General features: G+C 70.2%; 14 protein-coding genes. 11 read left to right on the forward strand and 3 right to left on the reverse strand.

Translation table 11 applies throughout. From position 1 onward, the window contains the following. The first annotated feature begins 305 nt into the window (after positions 1 to 305). Positions 306 to 2,216, forward strand: a complete 1,911-nt coding sequence (locus tag AC3A6Y_RS00005; protein WP_487866192.1) for an ATP-binding cassette domain-containing protein — start codon at positions 306 to 308, stop codon at positions 2,214 to 2,216. A gap of 77 nt (positions 2,217 to 2,293) precedes the next feature. Continuing rightward, the gene (locus tag AC3A6Y_RS00010; RefSeq protein ID WP_487866193.1) at positions 2,294 to 4,048 is read left to right on the forward strand and encodes a phospholipase D family protein; all 1,755 of its coding nucleotides are present in this window, start codon (positions 2,294 to 2,296) and stop codon (positions 4,046 to 4,048) included. 9 nt (positions 4,049 to 4,057) lie between these two features. Here the strand turns inward: AC3A6Y_RS00010 and AC3A6Y_RS00015 are convergent, their stop codons facing one another. Further along, on the reverse strand, positions 4,058 to 5,485 hold the full coding sequence (locus AC3A6Y_RS00015) for an aminotransferase-like domain-containing protein (protein ID WP_487866194.1): 1,428 nt from the start codon (positions 5,483 to 5,485) through the stop codon (positions 4,058 to 4,060). A 100-nt stretch (positions 5,486 to 5,585) separates the two neighbouring features. On the opposite strand from AC3A6Y_RS00015, the gene AC3A6Y_RS00020 reads away from it, so the two are divergent. The 9 genes from AC3A6Y_RS00020 to AC3A6Y_RS00060 all read left to right on the forward strand — a co-directional run bounded on the left by AC3A6Y_RS00020 (position 5,586) and on the right by AC3A6Y_RS00060 (position 12,922). After that, a complete protein-coding gene (locus AC3A6Y_RS00020) occupies positions 5,586 to 6,185 on the forward strand; it encodes a LysE family translocator (protein ID WP_487866195.1) in 600 nt (199 codons plus the stop codon). After that, entirely contained in the window at positions 6,182 to 7,123 is a 942-nt protein-coding gene (locus AC3A6Y_RS00025; protein WP_487866196.1) for a DMT family transporter, read from the forward strand. The genes AC3A6Y_RS00020 and AC3A6Y_RS00025 overlap by 4 nt, the downstream gene beginning before the upstream one ends. Next, positions 7,120 to 8,334 (forward strand): aminotransferase-like domain-containing protein, encoded by a 1,215-nt coding sequence (locus AC3A6Y_RS00030; protein ID WP_487866197.1) that lies wholly within the window; start codon positions 7,120 to 7,122, stop codon positions 8,332 to 8,334. The genes AC3A6Y_RS00025 and AC3A6Y_RS00030 overlap by 4 nt, the downstream gene beginning before the upstream one ends. A 22-nt stretch (positions 8,335 to 8,356) precedes the next feature. Then, positions 8,357 to 8,974, forward strand: coding sequence for a DJ-1/PfpI family protein (locus AC3A6Y_RS00035; protein WP_487866198.1), 618 nt, complete (start codon positions 8,357 to 8,359; stop codon positions 8,972 to 8,974). After that, positions 8,971 to 9,609 (forward strand): LysE family translocator, encoded by a 639-nt coding sequence (locus AC3A6Y_RS00040; protein WP_487866199.1) that lies wholly within the window; start codon positions 8,971 to 8,973, stop codon positions 9,607 to 9,609. The genes AC3A6Y_RS00035 and AC3A6Y_RS00040 overlap by 4 nt, the downstream gene beginning before the upstream one ends. Before the next feature lie 3 nt (positions 9,610 to 9,612). Then, the gene (locus AC3A6Y_RS00045) at positions 9,613 to 10,254 is read left to right on the forward strand and encodes a glutathione S-transferase family protein (protein WP_106561198.1); all 642 of its coding nucleotides are present in this window, start codon (positions 9,613 to 9,615) and stop codon (positions 10,252 to 10,254) included. A 5-nt stretch (positions 10,255 to 10,259) separates the two neighbouring features. Continuing rightward, positions 10,260 to 11,171, forward strand: a complete 912-nt coding sequence (locus tag AC3A6Y_RS00050; protein WP_487866200.1) for a PhzF family phenazine biosynthesis protein — start codon at positions 10,260 to 10,262, stop codon at positions 11,169 to 11,171. Positions 11,172 to 11,179: 8 nt separating this feature from the next. Then, the gene (locus tag AC3A6Y_RS00055) at positions 11,180 to 11,866 is read left to right on the forward strand and encodes a VOC family protein (protein WP_487866201.1); all 687 of its coding nucleotides are present in this window, start codon (positions 11,180 to 11,182) and stop codon (positions 11,864 to 11,866) included. A 78-nt stretch (positions 11,867 to 11,944) separates the two neighbouring features. Then, positions 11,945 to 12,922, forward strand: a complete 978-nt coding sequence (locus AC3A6Y_RS00060) for a threonine dehydratase (RefSeq protein WP_487866202.1) — start codon at positions 11,945 to 11,947, stop codon at positions 12,920 to 12,922. Between the two features lie 105 nt (positions 12,923 to 13,027). On the opposite strand, the gene AC3A6Y_RS00065 is transcribed toward AC3A6Y_RS00060, so the two are convergent. Next, the gene (locus AC3A6Y_RS00065) at positions 13,028 to 13,672 is read right to left on the reverse strand and encodes a dioxygenase family protein (protein WP_487866203.1); all 645 of its coding nucleotides are present in this window, start codon (positions 13,670 to 13,672) and stop codon (positions 13,028 to 13,030) included. Positions 13,673 to 13,732: 60 nt separating this feature from the next. Continuing rightward, positions 13,733 to 17,737, reverse strand: a complete 4,005-nt coding sequence (locus AC3A6Y_RS00070; RefSeq protein WP_487866204.1) for an autotransporter outer membrane beta-barrel domain-containing protein — start codon at positions 17,735 to 17,737, stop codon at positions 13,733 to 13,735. Between the last annotated feature and the right edge of the window lie 12 nt (positions 17,738 to 17,749).

A 17,749-nucleotide genomic window follows, 5' to 3' on the forward strand; every position in this document is an offset into this window, starting at 1 on the left:
TCCACCACCGCAGCCACCAAAACCCCTGAGAGCTTCAACTGCCTGCCGTCTTGTGCGGAGCCCTCGATTATGACACGTCTTTGAAGACCCACCGCATCGAAGCCTGCTTTCTTTCGATTCTTGGCGCTTCGTAGAAGCCGCAAAGTGCATATCGATTTCAGCAGAGCCTACGAGTATATGCCAAGTTCTAGCCTCTCAACTATCTGCGGCAAACTGATCGGCACATCCCGGCCCTCATCTCCTCCAAGCCGCCATCGCGCCTTCACGCCAAGCCATCGACATGCCACTCCGATAATCCGCGCCACATGGCACTCATCACACTCCTCGACGCACAGCTGGCTTTCGGACACGTCCCGCTGCTGGATCATGCGGACTTCTCGCTTCTTGAATCCGAGCGCATCGGCTTGATCGGCCGCAACGGCGCAGGCAAATCCTCCCTTCTGAAGATCCTGGGCGGTCTGGAGAAGCCCGACGACGGCACGCTCCAGGCACAGCAGGGCTTGCGCGTCGCGTACGTGGCCCAGGATCCGCAACTGGACCTGGATGCCGACGTGTTCACAGCCGCCAGCACCGGCCTGGCCAATGTAATCGCTCTTCGCGAGCAATATCTCTCCGGAGCCCCAGGCCTGGACCTCGACGCGCTTCAATCGCAAATCGAAGCTTTCGACGCGTGGAACTGGGAGCAGCGCGTCGAGGAGACCTTGCATCGCCTGCACCTTGACGGCAGCGCGCGCGTGGGTGCGCTTTCGGGCGGGACCCGCAAGCGCGTGGCCCTGGCGCAGGCACTGGTGGCCGCGCCCAATGTTCTGCTGCTCGACGAGCCGACCAACCACCTCGACCTGGATTCCATCGAATGGCTCGAGCAGTTGCTGATCGACTTCAAGGGCAGCGTCGTCACCATCACGCACGACCGCAGCTTCCTGAACCGAGTGGCGACCCGCATCGTGGAGCTGGATCGCGGCAAGCTCAGCTCCTATCCAGGCAACTTCGAGCAGTACCTGGCGCAGAAGGAAGAGCAACTCGCCCAGGAAGCGATCATCAATGCCAAGGCGGACAAGCTGCTCGCCCAGGAGGAAGTCTGGATCCGCAAAGGCGTCGAGGCCCGCCGCACCCGCAGCCAGAGCCGCATCAACCGGCTCGAGACCCTGCGCGCCAGGCGCACGGCCCGGCGCGAGGCGCTCGGCAGCGTGAATATGGACGTGGCTTCCGGCCAGTCGAGCGGCAAGATCGTCGCGGAACTGACGGGCGCGACCAAAGCCTTCGGCGCCAAGACAGTGATCCGCAATTTCAGCGGCACCATCCTGCGCGGTGACAAGGTCGGCCTGCTGGGACCGAACGGCGCCGGCAAGACCACGCTGCTGAAACTCATCCTCGGCGAGCTCGAGCCGGATAGCGGCAAGATCCGCCGGGGCACCAACCTGCAGGTCGCCTATTTCGACCAGATGCGCGACGCGCTGCAGCTCGACGCCACATTGGAGGACTTCATCAGCCCAGGCAGCGAATGGATCGAGATCGGCAACCAGCGCAAGCACGTCAAGAGCTACCTCGCCGACTTCCTGTTCTCGCCGGCGCGCGCGCACTCGCCGGTACGCTCTCTCAGCGGCGGCGAGCGCAACCGCCTGTTGCTGGCGCGCCTGTTCGCACGCCCGGCCAATGTGCTGGTGCTCGACGAACCGACCAACGACCTCGACATCGACACGCTCGAGTTGCTTGAGGACCTGCTGCAGAACTACGACGGCACGGTCTTCCTGGTGAGCCACGACCGCACCTTCCTCGACAACGTGGTGACCAGCATCGTCGCCTTCGAAGGCGACGGCCTCTGGCGCGAATACGAAGGCAGCGTGGAAGACTGGATGATCCAATCCAAGCGCGCGCGCGAGATTGCCGCCCAGAGCGCCGCGGATTCGCCCGCACCCGCACCCGCATCCGCAGCCGTGCCGGCGCCCCCCAAGCCGCCAGCAGCCCCGCGCCTGGGAACGCGCAGAAAGCTCAGCTACAAGGAGCAGCGCGAACTCGAGACCTTGCCCGCACAGATCGCCGACCTCGAGGAAGAGCAGAAGCGGATCAGCGAAGTCCTGGAGCTCGACGGCGGCGCCATCTACGCCACCGAGGCCTCGCGCGCCGCCGAGCTTGCGCAACGCCACGCGCAGATCGACGAGGAATTGCTGGCGGCGATGGAGCGCTGGGAAGAGCTCGATTCGGCGCGACAGGGCTAGCCGACGGCGCCTTCGTCCGACGCGCAACTGGCCGCAGCTGCGCTATACAGGGCCTGTCCACGTTCCGATAGGGCTGCATGATTTCATTCAAGGCCTTCCATCCCTCCGCGGTCGCATGGCGACGCTGCGGCGCGGCCCTGTTCTCGGCCTTCCTCTTTCTCTCGGCCTGCGCCGAACTTCCGCAGAACGTGCACCGGCCGGTTTCCGCCGCGCTCGCCTCCCCCGCCGGCACGCCGCTGGCAGCCCTGGTCCAGCAGCGCCGCCAGGCCGCCGCGGCACGCAACGAGTCCGGCTTCCTCCTGCTCGACGGTCCGCCGGCCGCTTACGGCAGCCGCCTCGCGCTGGCCGAGGGTGCGCAGAAGACGCTCGATCTGCAGTACTACGCGATCCATGCCGACGCCAGCACCGGACGCCTGCTAGCCGCCGTGCGCGAAGCCGCCCGTCGCGGGGTGCGCGTGCGCATCCTGCTGGACGACTTCCACAGCACCGGCCGCAATGCGTTGGTGATGCGCCTGGCCTTCGTGCCCAACATCGAGATGCGGATGTTCAATCCGCTACCCGGCTCGCGGGGTTCCAGCCTGGCACGGATGTTCAACGCCGTCGAGGATGCCTCGCGCATCCAGCAGCGCATGCACAACAAGCTGTTCATCGCCGACAACGTGCTCGGGGTGACCGGCGGGCGCAACCTCGGCGACGCCTATTTCGGCAATGGGCAGGCAGGCAACTTCGTGGACATGGACGTTCTGGCGGCCGGCCCGATCGTGCAGGACCTGTCGCGCAGCTTCGATGCGTACTGGAACAACGAACGCGCCTATCCCGTTCAATCGTTGGTCACCCCCAAGGAACTCGATGCGCTGCGCAATGAAGCGCGCAGCGAGCGCGAAAAGGAAACGAATACCGGCGGGGCCCGGCCGCCCGACGGTGAGCCGCGGCCGCGCAATGCCGCGCCGTCTGCCGAGCAGCAGAACCGCGCCTGGGACGAAAAGCCGATGGACCTGCGCACGGCCAGCTTCGTTTGGGCGCCCGCCGCGGTGCTGGTCGACAAGCCGGCCAAGATCCCGGCGGACACGCCGCGCGGCGTTGCCGGCCCGGCCAAGGCGCCGGGCCTCGTCGTGGCCCAACAAGGCCAGCGCCGGACAGGTCCGGCGCCCCGCGGCTCGCTCGATGGTGCAGCCGATGCCGCCGCCAGTGGCGACACGGTGGTCGAGGGGCTGCTCCAGCTCATCGGCCTGGCCCAGCGCGAGCTCCTGATCATCTCGCCCTACTTCGTGCCGGGCCCGGACATGAAGAGGGCGTTTGCCTCGGCGCTGGCCCGCGGCGTCAGGATTCGCGTGCTGACCAATTCCCTCGCCTCCAACGACGCGCCCGTGGCCCATGTCGGCTACGCGCGGCATCGCGAAGAACTGCTGGCGATGGGCATCGGCTTGTACGAGCTGCGCAGCGAACAGGCCGGCCTCGGCAGCGCCTTCGGCTCCAACGGCAGCGGCAGCACGCCGGGCGAGTCGCGTTCGATGCTGCATTCCAAGGTGCTGGTGATGGACGGGCGGCTGCTGGTGGTCGGATCGATGAACCTCGACCTGCGCTCGCAACTGCAGAACACCGAAATCGCGCTGCTGATCCGCAGCAACGAGCTCTGCGCCGCCGCCGCCAGCCAGATCGAGACCGCGATGAACACCGGCGCCTGGCGCGTCGAGCAGAGCAACGGCCGCCTGGTGTGGCGTGCACCGCAGAACAGCGGCCTGGAGGACAGCACGACCGAGCCGGACGCAAGCCCCGGCCTGCGCCTGCTCCTCAGGCTGTTCGGCCCCTTCGCACCCGACAGGCTGCTTTGAGGCGCACCTTCAAAGCTGCGCCCGCACTCGCGCGAACACCTTCCAGAAAGTGGCGTCCTGCGCGGTTGCGAAGTTGATGCGCATCAGGGTGCTCGGCGGCCGCCGGGCGTGGAACAGCGAGCCAGGCGCGAGCAGGTACCCCTCGTCGAGCATGCGCTGAGTGAGCGCATCGGTGTCGACGCCGGTGTCCACCCAGCCGAACAGCCCCGCCGGCTCGGAAGCCAGCGTGCAGCCGGCCGCCAGGGCCAGCTTCACCGTGCGCCCGCGTGCGCCGTCCAGGCGCAGGCGCACGCGCTCGGCGTGGCGCCGCAGTTGCCCCTGGTCGATGCACCAGGCGAGCGCCCGCTCGAAAAGCGACGGCGTGGTGAGCGTGGCCAGCAGCTTGGTCTCGAGCATCCGGCCCACGAGCTCCGGCGAGGCCGCGAGGAAGCCGATGCGCCAGGCGGGCGCGAGGATCTTCGCGAAGCCGCTCACGTACACGGTGCGCTGAAGCCCGTCCAGTGCGCACAGGCGGGTGGCGTGTTCCGGCGCCAGGTGGCTGTAGGTGTCGTCCTCGACGATATGAAAGCCGTGTTGGTTGGCCAGTTGCAGCACCCGGTGCGCACTGCCGGGCGTCAGGCTGTAGCCGGTCGGGTTGTGCAGCACGCTCACGCTCACGAAGAGCTTGGGTTTGTGACCATCCCCCGCATGGCAATAGCGCTCCATCACCTCCAGGTCGGGTCCGTCGGCCTTGCGCGGCACCGGCAGGATGCGCATGCCCAGCATCTCGAGGCGCGCGAACTCCAGCGCCCAGCCCGGCTCCTCCACCATCACCGGATCGCCGGGACGCAGCAGCGTGCGGCTGACGATATCCAGCGCATGCGTGGCGCCGACCGTGGTCACGATCTGGTCTGCGCCGGCCGGCACGTTGATGCTGGCGAGCTTGGCGGCCAGGCTGCGCCGCAGGCCGCCGTCCCCCGCGGGCTCGCCGTATTGCAACGAGAAGTCCTGCAGCGCCCGGGTGCTGGTCAAGCGCCGCACGGCGGCGGCCGTAAAGGGCGACTCCAGCCACTCGGAGGGAAACACGCCCATGCCCGGCTGCGGTTTGTCGCTGGGGCGGTGGAACATGCCGCGGATCAGCGTGCTCGCGTCCGCCGGTACAGGCTGCGGCACGGGCGGCTCGGCGAGCGGGCCGACGGTCGCCAGCGCCGGCCCTGCTTGGGCCGCAATCGCATCACGCACGAAAAAGCCGCGCTGCCGGCGTGCTTCGACGAGTCCCTGCGCCAGCAGCTGGTCGTAGGCCGCGACCACCGTGTGCGGGCTCACGCCCTGCTGCCGCGCGCATTCGCGCACCGACGGAAGCCGCGCTCCGGGCGCCAGCAGGCGCGTGCGGATGCGCTCGGCAAAGCGGCCGGCCAGCTGCTCCGTCAGCGATTGGGTGGAGGTTCGTGTCAGCATGCGCGTGTGCTCTGTGTCGACGATCTGACCGATACAGGCTCCAGTCATGTTCGACAAACTGTATCGGTACTGTAATGGTCATCAGTTTAGAGTGTGTGCCATGACCTGGCAAGATTTCACCGCGCTGCTGGCGCTGGCCACGGCGATGAGCTTCTCGCCCGGACCCAACACCACCCTGTCGACCGCGCTCGCGGCCAACGGCGGCCTGGCGCGCGCGATGCGCTTCGTCGTCGCCGTGCCGGTGGGCTGGACGTTGCTGCTGGGCCTGTGTGCCGCCGGCATCGGCGCGCTGGTGGTGGCGGCGCCCTCGCTGCGCTGGGCCATCAAGGCCTTCGGCGTCGCCTACCTGTTGTGGCTGGCCTGGAAGCTCAGTGGCAGCGCCACGATGGGCCAGTCCGACGGCAGGCAGCTGCACGTCGGCTTCCGCCAGGGCGTGATGCTGCAGTTCGTCAACATCAAGGCATGGCTGCTGGCGCTGACGCTGGTGGGCACCTGGATCGCGGGGCAGCCCGACCCGCTGAAGCGCTTCGCCATCGTGGCACCCGTGATGCTGGTCTACGCCTTTACCAGCAACTTCGCCTACGCGCTCGCAGGCTCGCTGCTGCGCAAGTGGCTGGCGCACGGGCATCGCCTGCTCTGGTTCAACCGCGGCATGGCCGCCGTGCTGGTGCTCACCGCCTGGTGGATGGCCAGCGTATGAAGATCAGGGACGAAACCCTCGGCATGTGGCTGGGCGTGCTCGGCGTGGCCTTTTTCGCCGTCACGCTGCCGATGACGAGGCTCGCCACCGGTACGGTGGAGGCGCCGCAGCTCTCGCCCTGGTTCCTGACCCTGGGCCGCGCGGCGCTGGCGGGCCTGCTGTCGGTCGTCTTCCTGCTTGCCACCCGCTCGCCCCGGCCTCAACGTCACCAGTGGAAGCCCCTCGGCATGGCCATGCTGGGCAACGCAATCGGCTTTCCGCTGCTGCTCGCTTTTGCCTTGCGCATCGTCAGCGCCAGCCATGCGGCGGTGATCACCGCCCTGCTGCCGCTGGTGACCGCGGCCTGCGCCGCCTGGGTGCTGCACCAGCGCGCACGGCTCGGCTTCTGGCTGTGTGCGCTGGCAGGCAGCGCGCTGGTGATCCTGTTCTCGGTGCTGCGTGCCGGCGAGCAGCAGTTCGGCTTTGCCTGGGGCGACCTTCTGCTGGTGGGCGCCGTGTTCGCCGCCTCGCTGGGCTACATCTACGGCGCGCAGGTCACCCCGGCGCTGGGCGCGGAGCGCGTGATCTGCTGGGTCTGCGTGATGGCCTTGCCGATCACGCTGCCGGGCGCGCTGTGGCTGTGGCCCGAGCAGCCGGTGGCGACCTCGTCCTGGCTGGGCTTCGTCTACGTCGGCGTCTTCTCGATGTGGGTGGGCTTCTTCGCCTGGTACCGGGGCCTCGCCATGGGCGGGGCGCTGCGCGTGAGCCAGACCCAGCTGCTGCAGCCCTTCCTCTCGATCCTCGCCGCGGTCCCGCTCCTGGGCGAACCGCTCGATCTCGTCACGTTCGGCTTCGCGGCCGCGGTGGTCGCCACCGTGGTCGCAGGCAAGAAGCTTTCGCAGGCGCGCCCCGCCGCCGCATCATCACAACGACTCGTCCATCCAAAGGAAACAACATGAACTGGAAACTCGCCGCCCGCGCCGAAAAGATGAACCCCTCGGTGATCCGCGAAATCCTCAAGGTCACCGAGCGCCCCGGCATCATCAGCCTGGCCGGCGGCCTGCCCTCGCCCAAGACCTTCCCGATCAGCGCCTTCGCCGAGGCCTGCGCCGAGGTGCTGCACAAGGACGGCCAGGCCGCGCTGCAGTACGCGGCCAGCGAAGGCTACGGTCCGCTGCGCGAAGCGGTCGCGGCCATGCTGCCCTGGCCGGTCGATCCGGCCCAGATCCTGATCACCACCGGCTCGCAGCAGGGCCTGGACCTGATCGCCAAGGTGCTGCTCGACCCCGGCAGCCGCGTGCTCGTCGAGACGCCAACCTACCTGGGCGCGCTGCAGGCCTTCTCGCCGATGGAGCCCGAGGCCGTGAGCGTTGCCAGCGACGACGAGGGCGTCCTGGTCGACGACCTGAAGGCCAAGGCCAAGGACGCGCGCTTCGTCTACCTGCTGCCCAATTTCCAGAACCCCACCGGCCGCACGATGACCGAGGCGCGCCGCGCTGCGGTCTCCGCCGCCGCGGCGGCGGCCGGCCTGCCGATCGTCGAGGACAACCCCTACGGCGACCTCTGGTTCGACGAGGCGCCGCCGCTGCCGCTGAGCGCCCGCAACCCCGACGGCTGCATCTACCTGGGCTCCTTCTCCAAGGTGTTGGCGCCGGGCCTGCGGCTGGGCTTCCTGGTGGCGCCCAAGGCCATCCTCCCCAAGCTGCTGCAGGCCAAGCAGGCGGCCGACCTGCACAGCCCCAGCTTCAACCAGCGCATGGTGGCGGAAGTGATGAAGGACGGCTTTCTCGGCCGCCATGTGCCGACCATCCGCGCCCTCTACAAGCGCCAGCGCGATGCGATGCTCACCGCGCTCGAGCGTGAAATGAAGGGCCTCGGCGTCAGCTTCAACAAGCCGGCCGGCGGCATGTTCCTGTGGCTGCGCCTGCCCGAGGGCCTGGACGCCGTGGCGCTGCTGCCGCAGGCCGTGGAACGCGGCGTGGCCTTCGTGCCCGGCACCCCCTTCTACGCCGGCGCCGGCGACCCGCGCACGCTCCGCCTGTCCTTCGTGACGGCCAGCGCCGAGGAGATCGACACCGCGATCGCCGCCCTGGCCGACGCCGTGCGCGAGCAGCTGGCGCACCAGGCCGCGGCCGAGGTCCAGCGCCAGCTGGCCGCCAGCGTTGCATAGCAGTCGTCGAAGCGGGCCGGCCATGCACATCGCGATCCTCACCTTCGACGGCTTCAACGAGCTCGATTCGCTCATCGCGCTCGGCGTCCTGAACCGCATCAAGAAACCTGGCTGGCGCGTGAGCCTGGCCGCGCCGGGCACGACGGTGCGGTCGATGAACGGCATCACGCTTCACGCGACGGCCACCTTGGCCGATGCGTGCGCGGCCGAGGCCGTGATCGTCGGCAGCGGCATCCGCACGCGCGAGATCGCCGCGGACCCGGCCATTCTCTCGGCGCTGCGGCTCGACCCGGCACGCCAACTGATCGGCGCGCAATGCTCCGGCACGCTGCTGCTGGCCAAGCTGGTCATCCTCGGCGCGGTGCCGGCCTGCACCGACCTCACGACCAAGCCCTGGGTGCAGGAAGCGGGCGTCGAGGTGCTGGACCAGCCCTTCTTCGCCGCCGGCAACGTGGCGACGGCAGGCGGCTGCCTGGCCTCGCCCTACCTCGCGGCCTGGATCATCGCGCGCACCGAGGGTACCGAAGCAGCGGCTGCCGCCCTCCACTACGTCGCCCCCGTCGGCGAGAAGGAGGCCTACGTGGCGCAGGCGCTTCGCAACATCGGCCCCTATCTGGCCCACGAAAAGGCGGCGGCATGATCGAGCCCGGCACGCTTTGGCTGTTCCTGGTGGCGGTGCTGGCGCTGTTCCTCTCGCCCGGGCCCAACATGGCCTTCGTGCTGTCGCACGGGATCGCGCTCGGACCGCGGGCCGGCTTTGCGGCAGGCCTCGGCATCGCCGCGGCAGACCTGCTCCACACCCTTTGCGCTGCGACCGGCGTCACGGCGCTGGTGGCCGCCTGGCCGCCCTCCTTCGACCTGCTGCGCTATGCCGGCGCGCTCTACCTGCTGTGGCTCGCCTGGCGAGCGCTCCGATCGGGCAGCGCGCACCTGCCGGCGCAGGCCGGGCGTGCCGGCTTCGCGCAGGTGCTGCGCAGCGCCTGGCTCAACAACCTGGTGAATCCGAAGGCGCTGCTCTTCTTCATGGTGTTCCTGCCGCAGTTCGTCGATCCGGCGCGCGGCAGCGTGCCGGCGCAGCTGGCGTTGCTGGGCGTCACGCTCTCCCTGGCCGGACTGCTGTTCAATACCGTGCTGGGCGCGTGCAGCGGCATCGTCGGGCGCCGGCTGCAGCAGCGCCGCGGGGCCGCCGGCTTCCAGCGAGGCCTGCTGGCCACGGTGATGGCCGGCCTCGCGCTTCGTCTTCTGCTCATCGACCGCCCCACGAAGGGATTCTGAAACATGCTCAACATCTGGGGGCGCATCAGCTCCATCAACGTGCGCAAGGTCGTATGGTGCGCGCAGGAACTCGGCCTCGACTTCCAGCGCACCGAGGCGGGCGGCAGGTTCGGCATCGTGCAAACGCCGGAATACCTCGCGCTCAATCCGAATGCGCTGGTGCCCGCCATCGACGACGGCGAGGGCGAAGGCCGGGTCACGCTCTGGGAGTCGAACGTGATCGTGCGCTACCTCTGCGCCAAGCATTCGCCGGGCAAGCTCTACCCCGAGCCGCTGCCGGCCCGCTTCGATGCCGAGCGCTGGATGGACTGGCAGCAGACCACGCTCAACCCGGTCAGCGCCGGCGCCTTCAGGCAATGGATCCGCACACCCGCCGACCAGCGCGACCCGGCCGTGATCGCGCACTCGGTGCGCGCCACCGAGCCGCTGTTCGCGCTGCTCGATGCGCACCTCGCCACCCGCCCCTACATGCTCGGCGAGCATTTCACGATGGCCGACATCCCGGTCGGCTGCGAAGCGCATCGCTGGTTCGGCCTGCCGCAGACCGAATACACGCGGCCCAGCTGGCCGCACGTCGAACGCTGGTTCGCCGACCTGCGCAGCCGCGCCGGCGCGCGCGGCGTGCTCGACCTCGCCCTGGAATGACAGCCATGAAAACCCGCCCCTTCAAGCAAGTCGATGTCTTCACGGCGAAGCCTTACGCCGGCAACCCGCTCGCGGTGGTGCTCGACGGCACCGGCCTGGACGACGCCGAAATGCAGGATTTCGCCAAGTGGACCAACCTCTCTGAAACCACCTTCCTGCTCCCGCCCACCGAGCCCTCGGCCGACTACCGCGTGCGCATCTTCACGCCCGGCGGCGAGCTGCCCTTCGCCGGCCATCCGACGCTGGGCAGCTGCCACGCCTGGCTCGAGGCCGGCGGCCGGCCCAAGGCCGGCGGGCGCATCGTGCAGCAATGCGCCCAGGGCCTGGTGCCGATCCGACACGAGGGCGAGCGCCTGGTCTTTGCGGCGCCACCCTCCCGGCGCAGCGCGCCCAGCCCTTCGCTGCTGGCCAAGGTGGCCGGCGCGCTGGGCCTGCGGGCGCAGCAGATCGTGGCCGCGCAGCTGCTGGACAACGGCCCCGTGTGGCTGGGCCTGCTGCTCGCCGATGCCGACACGGTGCTCGCGCTCAAGCCCGACCATCGCCTGCTCAAGGAGCTCGGCCAGAAGGTGGGCGTGGCCGGCATTCCCGCGCGCAACGAGGAATCGGCCACCCCGCTGATCTCGCGCTCCAACCGCGAGGCGCGCGCCTTCGCCCGTGCGGACGCCGAAGACATCGGCCTCGAGGTGCGCGCCTTCGCGGCCCCGGTCGGCATCGAGGAAGACCCGGTAACGGGCAGCCTCAACGCCAGCCTGGCGCAATGGCTGATCCCCGAAGGCCACCTGCCCGAGCGTTACCTCGCGGCGCAGGGCCAGTGCCTGGGCCGTGCGGGCCGCGTCCACGTCACGCATGATGCCGAAGGCCAGGTCTGGGTCGGCGGCGATTCCGTCACCTGCATCGACGGGAAGCTCACCCTCTAGGAGGAACCATGCCCGCGCGCATCGACCACCTCGTGATCGCCGCCCGCAGCCTGGACGAAGGCGTGGCCTGGTGCGAAGCCACGTTCGGCGTCGTGCCCGGGCCGGGCGGCGTGCACCGGCTGATGGGCACGCACAACCGCCTGCTGAAGATTGCCGCGGCAGACTTCCCGCGCGCCTACCTGGAGATCATCGCGATCGACCCCCGGCAGAAGCCGACCCGGCCCGCGACCTTCCACCGCTGGTTCGACCTCGACGATGCCGAGCTCCAGGCGACGCTGGCGCGCCGGGGACCCCAGCTGGTGCATTTCGTGGTCGAGGTGCCCGACGCCGACGCCGCCGTCCAGGCGCTGGCACGCCAACGCATCGACCGCGGCCGCCTGCTCGAGGCCTCGCGCGACACGCCGGCGGGCCGCCTCGACTGGCGCATCACGGTGCGCGACGACGGCCAGCGGCTCTTCTACGGCGCGCTGCCCACGCTGATCGCCTGGGGTGCGGCGCATCCCAGCGACAGCATGGCCGACTCCGGCACCCGGCTGCGCTCGCTGGCCCTGTCGCATCCGCGCGCCGTCGACCTGGCGAAGGCCCTGCAAGCCATCGGGCTCGCCGACACGCCGCTGAGTGCCGGCGCCCCCGGCCTGCGCGCGGTGTTCGACACGCCGCGCGGAACCGTCACGCTCGACTCCAAGGGAATCTGATGAACCTGCCGCTCCAGCTCACAGAACGCGTGCCGTTCGCGCTCGACGTGCGCATGGCACTGCCGGAGCGCCGCTGACATGCGCTTCACACGCGACGAGATCGAGGCCGCGCGCCGCACCGTCTACGCGGCGATGCCGCCGACGCCGCAGTACGCCTGGCCGCTGCTGGCGCAGCGCCTGGGCTGCACGGTCTGGGTCAAGCACGAGAACCACACGCCGGCCGGCGCCTTCAAAGTGCGCGGCGGGCTCACCTACTTCGAAACGCTGGCGCGCGAGCAGCCCGCCGTGCGCCGCGTGGTCAGCGCCACGCGCGGCAACCACGGCCAGTCGGTCGGCTTCGCGGCGCGGCGTCACGGACTGGAGGCGAGCATCGTGGTGCCGCACGGCAACTCGGTCGAGAAGAACGCTGCGATGCGGGCGCTGGGCGTCACGCTGATCGAGCACGGCGACGAGTTCCAGACTGCCAGCGAGCATGCAGGGCAGCTGGCCGAAGCCCAGGGCCTGCACCGCGTGCCCTCCTTCCATCGCGAACTGGTACGCGGCGTGACCACCGCCTACGTGGAGTTCTTCGAGGCGCTGGCCGCGGTGCCGGGCGGGCCACCGGACGTGCTGTTCGTGCAGATCGGACTGGGCTCGGGCTTCGCAGCCGCGGCTGCCGCGCGCGCGCACTGCGGCGTGCAGACCCGGCTCGTGGGCGTGGTGTCGGCCCACGCCACCGCTTACCTCGACTCCTTCCGCGCGGGCCGGGCACTCGAATCGCCCGTCAGTACACGGCTGGCCGACGGCATGGCCTGCCGCACGCCGGTGCCCGAGGCGCTGGAGGAGCTGCGGCGTGAGGCCGACGACGTGGTCGCGGTGAGCGACCGGGACGTGGCCGAGGCGATGCGTGTGCTCTTCACCGACACCCACAACGTGGCCGAGGGCGCCGGCGCCGCCGCGCTGGCGGCCCTGATGCAGCAGCGCACGCGCTGGGCGGGCAAGTCGGTGGGCATCGCGCTGACCGGCGGCAACGTCGACGCCGCAATCTTCGCGCAAGTGCTCTCGCAGCCCGCCTGAACGCGGCGCCAGCTCGAAAGAGCCCGGCGGCGCGCAAAACACCTGGTCGATGCTGCGGCCGTCCCGCTGCCGGCGGTCTGCGCCGCCCGAGCCGGGCGCCGGCGTTCAGACGGCGATGGCGATCGGGAAGCGCGCCAGCCAGCCGTCCGGAGCCCGCTCGAAGGGCACTGTCACCGCCTCGCGCGCCGGCTCCGGCAGGTTGCGCCACAGGAAGTCGCGCGCATTGCCCGGATCGCCGGCCACGTAGAGCTGCGTGGTCAGCAGCTCGCGCCCGCCCAGCTTGACCTTGACGTGGATGTGGGGCGTGCGGCCGCTGTAGGCCACGGGCCGGATGGTGCGAAAGCGCCAGCGGCCCTCGCCGTCGACGGCCACGCGGCCGAATCCCTGGAAGGCGGCGTCGGCGCGGTCGCCGTCGCCCGGGTGGTGGTAGTGGCCGGCCTGATCGCACTGCCAGATCTCGACCTGGGCGCCGCGCAGCGGACGGCCGTCGAGGTCGGTCACGCTGCCCTCGACCGACGCAGGCTGGCCGACGCGGTAGCTCAGCGTGCCGTTGCGCAGCAGGTCGTTGTCGCTGTCGGCCGGCGGCTTGACCGGGTAGAAGGGGCCTTCGGTTTGCGAAGGAGTGGCCATGCGTTTGGGCTGCGGCTGCGCGCGGGCGCCGAGCCAGAGCACCGGCGCCGCGACGAAAGCGGCAGCGACGGCGCGCCGCGGGAGAAGATGGGGGGAGTGGGTGGAGGTCGGCGCAGCCATGGGCGGTGGGAGCCGGCGGCCGCCCCCCGAGTTCCGCCCCCGGACCGCGATCTTTTCTCGTTACCAGCGCACGCGCACGCCCACGGCCCCCTGGATCGAGGACTTCACCCGGGTGTCGCCGCCGGTGCCGAAGACCTTGCCCAGCTCGCCGTACACGCTCACGGTCTTGCTCAGCGTCAGCGTGGCGCCCGCCGCGAGTTCGACCGACGTGTAGCTGCTCGAGCTCGCGATGGGCGTGGAGACGCCGCCGTTGATGAAGCGCGCCGTGTCGCCCGCGTCGTTGGCGTGGATGACGCCGACCCGGCCGTAGGGCTGCAGGCGGCCGGCAGCGGTCGCGAAGTCGCCCTTCACGCGCACGCCCAGTCCGGCGGTCCAGCCGCTGGCGTCGTCCTGCTGCACCAGCGCGCCGGGGATCCGCAGGTCGTCCAGGCTGGCCCGCCGGTAGCTGAGGTGCGCCTGCGGCTCGATGGTCCAGTTGCCGCTGAGCGCGAAGGCCTGGCCGACCTCGACCGCGGCGGTGAGGCTGTTCCCCTTGCCGGACGCGGCGAAGCCGCCGAGCGGACGGATCGTGTAGCGCTGTGAGCCGTACTGCAGCACGGTGTCGACATAAAAGCCCGTGGCGTTGGCGTAGCTGGCGTAGGCGCCCAGATAGCGCGCGCGCAGGTCCGTGCTGCCCACGGCGCGGTAGAGGCCGCTGGCGAAGCCGCTCAGGTCGGCATTGCCGTCGAGGGTGCCGGCGTAGATGCCCGCCCGCCAGTCGCCCAGCGGCGAGACGTAGAGATCGGTTCCTGCCTGGACGCCGGCGACATGGCCCTGTGTCGAGGGATTGACCACGCCCGACTGGCGGATGTCCAGGTCGCTGTAGACGGCGCGCGCCCAGGCGCGGCGCTCGGTCGAGAGCGCGCCGGCCACCGGCGTGAGGCTCGCCATCGCGCGGCCGCTGGCATCGTCGTCGCCCATCCGGGTGCGCATGCTGCCGACCATCGCCATGTCGGCGCCCCGCATTTGCGACGGCAGGGCGGACAGCATCGAGGCCTCGGCGCGGTAGGCCGTAATCCCCATGGGTGCCGGTGCCGGTGCGGGTGCCGGTGGTGCCGGTGGTGCCGGTGGTGCCGGTGGTGCCGGGGGCGCGGGCGGCGCCGGTGGGGCGGGCGGCGCCGGAGGAGCCGGGGGCGCAGGAGGAGCCGGGGGCGCAGGAGGCGCGGGAGGCGGAGGGGGCGGCGGAGGCGGCGGCGGAATCACTTCAGAGCGCAAATACCAGTTCTCGCCGGCGCCTGTCGAATCGGCGGCGTACAGCCGGTACTCGAAGGCGCCCGCGTCCACGTGGCCCGTGCCACCGAGCGCGAAGGCATTCTTGGTGGTCTGCGCGGTGGTGGTGGCGCCGTTCAGCGCCGTGATCACCTCGATGCCGTTGCCCACGGTCTGGCCGCCGAGGCCGCCGAGGTTCGTGATCTGAAGGGTCGTGCTGCCGCTGGCGACGGCAGTGGGTCCGTCGAGCACCAGGCGATCGGAAGGCCCGCCGGCGCCGAGCACCGTACCCAGGCGCAGCGTGCCGTTGTTGCCGACATAGGGGCCGTTGATCGTGAGCGTGGTGCCTGCCGTGGTGCCGGCCAGCGAGACCGTGCCGCTGTTGCTCAGCGAGGCCATGCTCTGGCTGAAGCCCGCCAGGTCGAGCGTGGCGCCCGCGGCCACGCTGTGCGCCGAGGCAGCGCTCAGGGCATTGGCGGCGCCCGTCTGGAGGGTGCCGCCGGCGACGGTGGTGCTGCCGGTGTAGCTGTTGGAGCCCGACAAGGTCAGCGTACCGGTGCCCGCCTTGACCAGCGAGCCGGAGCTCGCCGAGAAAGCGGGGCTGTCGGCGATCGAGCCGGAGAAGCTGCCGGCGCCGACCGTCAGCTCGGAGCCGGCGAGGCCGACCGTGCCGCTGCCGTTGAGCTGGGCCACCGTCTGGGTAGCGTTGAGCAGGAGCAGGCCGGGCTGCGCCTGCCCGTTCACCGTGTTGCCGGTCGAATTGACCGTGACGCTGGCCGCCGGCGACAGCCGGTTGTTGCCATCCGCGAAGACCGTCCCGTTGCCGTTCACCAGGAGGTCGCCCGGAACGTTGCCGGCCCCATTCACGAGCAGGGCGGCGTTGCCCTGCACGGTGGTCGTGCCGCCGTAATTGTTGGCGGCCTGGTAGTTGAAGCTGCCGAAAGAGCCGGCCGCGCTCGCGTCGAGCGTGATGCCGCCGGCGCCACCGATGCCGCCGTCGAAGATGAGCGCCCCTTGCGCCGGGACCATGGTCAGCGTGGAGCTGGTGTTCAGCGTGACCGGGCCGCTCCAGGTCATGGACCCGTTGGGCGCCAGGCCGGCACTGCCGTCGAGGACGATCGCGTTGGGCAGGATCTGGTTGACCGCCGTCGTTCCGAGCGTGCCGGCGCGCAGCGTGAGCGCGCCGCTGCCGAGCGTGGCCCCGCTCGCGACCGTGAGCCCGCCCGCGTTCAGGACGGTGCCGCCGCTGTAGCCGTTGACCGCCGTGACGGTCGTGGTGCCCGCGCCGGCCTGCGTCAATGTTCCCGAGCCGGAGATCGGATTGGCCAGCGAGTAGTTGTCCGATCGGTTGACGATCAGCGACGCGTTGTTGGTGATGGCGCCCAGCACGCTGCCGCTGGCATTGCCGTCGCCCAGTTGCAGCGCGCCGTCGCTGATGGTGGTGCCGCCCGTGTAGGTGTTGTCGCCGGTGAGGGTCAGGGTGCCCGCGCCGACCTTGATCACCCCGCCGTTGCCGGCGCCCAGCACCGGGTTGATGTAGATGCCGCCCACGCTGTCGAAGAGCCCCGGACCGGTGCTCGCGATCACGCCGCTCAGGGTGTCGTTCTTGCCGAGCGCCCCGATTTCCAACGTGGTGTCGCCGAGCACGACATTGCCCGAGCCCGACAGGGAGCCCACCCTGGCGGGCGTGCCCGTCGTCATGCCGTTGACGTAGACCTGGCCGGTCAGGCCGTTGCCGATGTCGTTGTTGCTCACGACGGTGGCGCCGCTCAGGTCCGCCGTGTTCGAGATCTGGACGGCGCCGCCGTTGTTGTTGATGGTTGCGCTGCCGCCGGAGCTGGTCTCCTGGAAGATCACGCGCCCGCCGTTGTTGTTGAGGGTGGCCTGCTGCGCATTGGAGCCGCCGCCGCCGAAGAGGACGTAGGAGCCCTCCCCGTTGGTGTTGATCGTCGCCGTGCCGCCCTGCGCGCCGCCCTGGAACTGGACGCCGCTGTTGCTGCCGTTGACGTTGGTGTTGGCCAGGACCGAAATGCTCAGGTTGCCGGCGCTCGCGCTCCCGCCCTGAAAGCGCACTTCGGCGTTCTCCAGCAAGCTGATCGGGCCGGTGCCGAAGGAGCCTGTGGTGTGCGTCCAGACGTTCAGGCGCCCGCTCGTCCCGTTGCCCTGCAGCACAGTGCCGCCGGTGTAGTTGCTGGTGGCGTTGTCGAGGGTCAGGCGCTGCGTTTCCGCACCCAGAACGTTGGTGCCGGTGTTGCGCAGCGTGAGCACGCCGCTGCCCGTGATCTGGCCGGTGAGCGTATTGCCGCTGGTGCCGGCGACGTCGATGGTGCCGCCGGCGGCGCCCAACGCAATGGCGCGGCCGCTCGCGAAGTTGTCCGCGCCCAGGCGCAGCGTGCCGCCGCCGAAGACGATGCCGCCGCCCGTGCCCAGGTTGGCATCGGAGCTCACCTGCAGCGTGCCTGCATTGATGGTCGTGGCACCCTGGTAGGTATTGGCAGCGCTCAGCACGACGATGCCGGCACCGGTCTTGATGATGCCGTTGGCACCGATGATGGCGCCGCTTTGCGTCGCCGAGCCCGCGCCGAGGCTGTTGAGGGTCACGTTCGACGGCGTGGTGTCGATGGTCGCGCCCAGGTTGTCGCCGTCGTTGTAATTGACCGTCTGTGCGGCGCCCGAGCTCGCCAGCACGCTCAGGCCCGCCGCCACCAGCACGGTGGCCAGGCCGCTCGCGCGCTTGCCGCGCGCCGCGGTGATCTCCGACACCGCGACCCAGGCGCCGAGCGCGTGGTTCCAGACACTCCGATAAGTCTTGTTCATGTTCCGTGCAGT

The sequence above is a fragment of the Variovorax sp. Soil_C_17 genome (assembly GCF_057657265.1).

Coding starts and splice junctions, on each gene's coding strand:
- AC3A6Y_RS00030 (WP_487866197.1), top strand. CDS start 7,120: ATGAACTGGAAACTCGCCGCCCGCGCCGAAAAGATGAACCCCTCGGTG.
- AC3A6Y_RS00025 (WP_487866196.1), top strand. CDS start 6,182: ATGAAGATCAGGGACGAAACCCTCGGCATGTGGCTGGGCGTGCTCGGC.
- AC3A6Y_RS00045 (WP_106561198.1), top strand. CDS start 9,613: ATGCTCAACATCTGGGGGCGCATCAGCTCCATCAACGTGCGCAAGGTC.
- AC3A6Y_RS00015 (WP_487866194.1), bottom strand. CDS start 5,485: ATGCTGACACGAACCTCCACCCAATCGCTGACGGAGCAGCTGGCCGGC.
- AC3A6Y_RS00035 (WP_487866198.1), top strand. CDS start 8,357: ATGCACATCGCGATCCTCACCTTCGACGGCTTCAACGAGCTCGATTCG.
- AC3A6Y_RS00070 (WP_487866204.1), bottom strand. CDS start 17,737: ATGAACAAGACTTATCGGAGTGTCTGGAACCACGCGCTCGGCGCCTGG.
- AC3A6Y_RS00020 (WP_487866195.1), top strand. CDS start 5,586: ATGACCTGGCAAGATTTCACCGCGCTGCTGGCGCTGGCCACGGCGATG.
- AC3A6Y_RS00005 (WP_487866192.1), top strand. CDS start 306: ATGGCACTCATCACACTCCTCGACGCACAGCTGGCTTTCGGACACGTC.
- AC3A6Y_RS00040 (WP_487866199.1), top strand. CDS start 8,971: ATGATCGAGCCCGGCACGCTTTGGCTGTTCCTGGTGGCGGTGCTGGCG.
- AC3A6Y_RS00055 (WP_487866201.1), top strand. CDS start 11,180: ATGCCCGCGCGCATCGACCACCTCGTGATCGCCGCCCGCAGCCTGGAC.
- AC3A6Y_RS00060 (WP_487866202.1), top strand. CDS start 11,945: ATGCGCTTCACACGCGACGAGATCGAGGCCGCGCGCCGCACCGTCTAC.
- AC3A6Y_RS00050 (WP_487866200.1), top strand. CDS start 10,260: ATGAAAACCCGCCCCTTCAAGCAAGTCGATGTCTTCACGGCGAAGCCT.
- AC3A6Y_RS00010 (WP_487866193.1), top strand. CDS start 2,294: ATGATTTCATTCAAGGCCTTCCATCCCTCCGCGGTCGCATGGCGACGC.
- AC3A6Y_RS00065 (WP_487866203.1), bottom strand. CDS start 13,672: ATGGCTGCGCCGACCTCCACCCACTCCCCCCATCTTCTCCCGCGGCGC.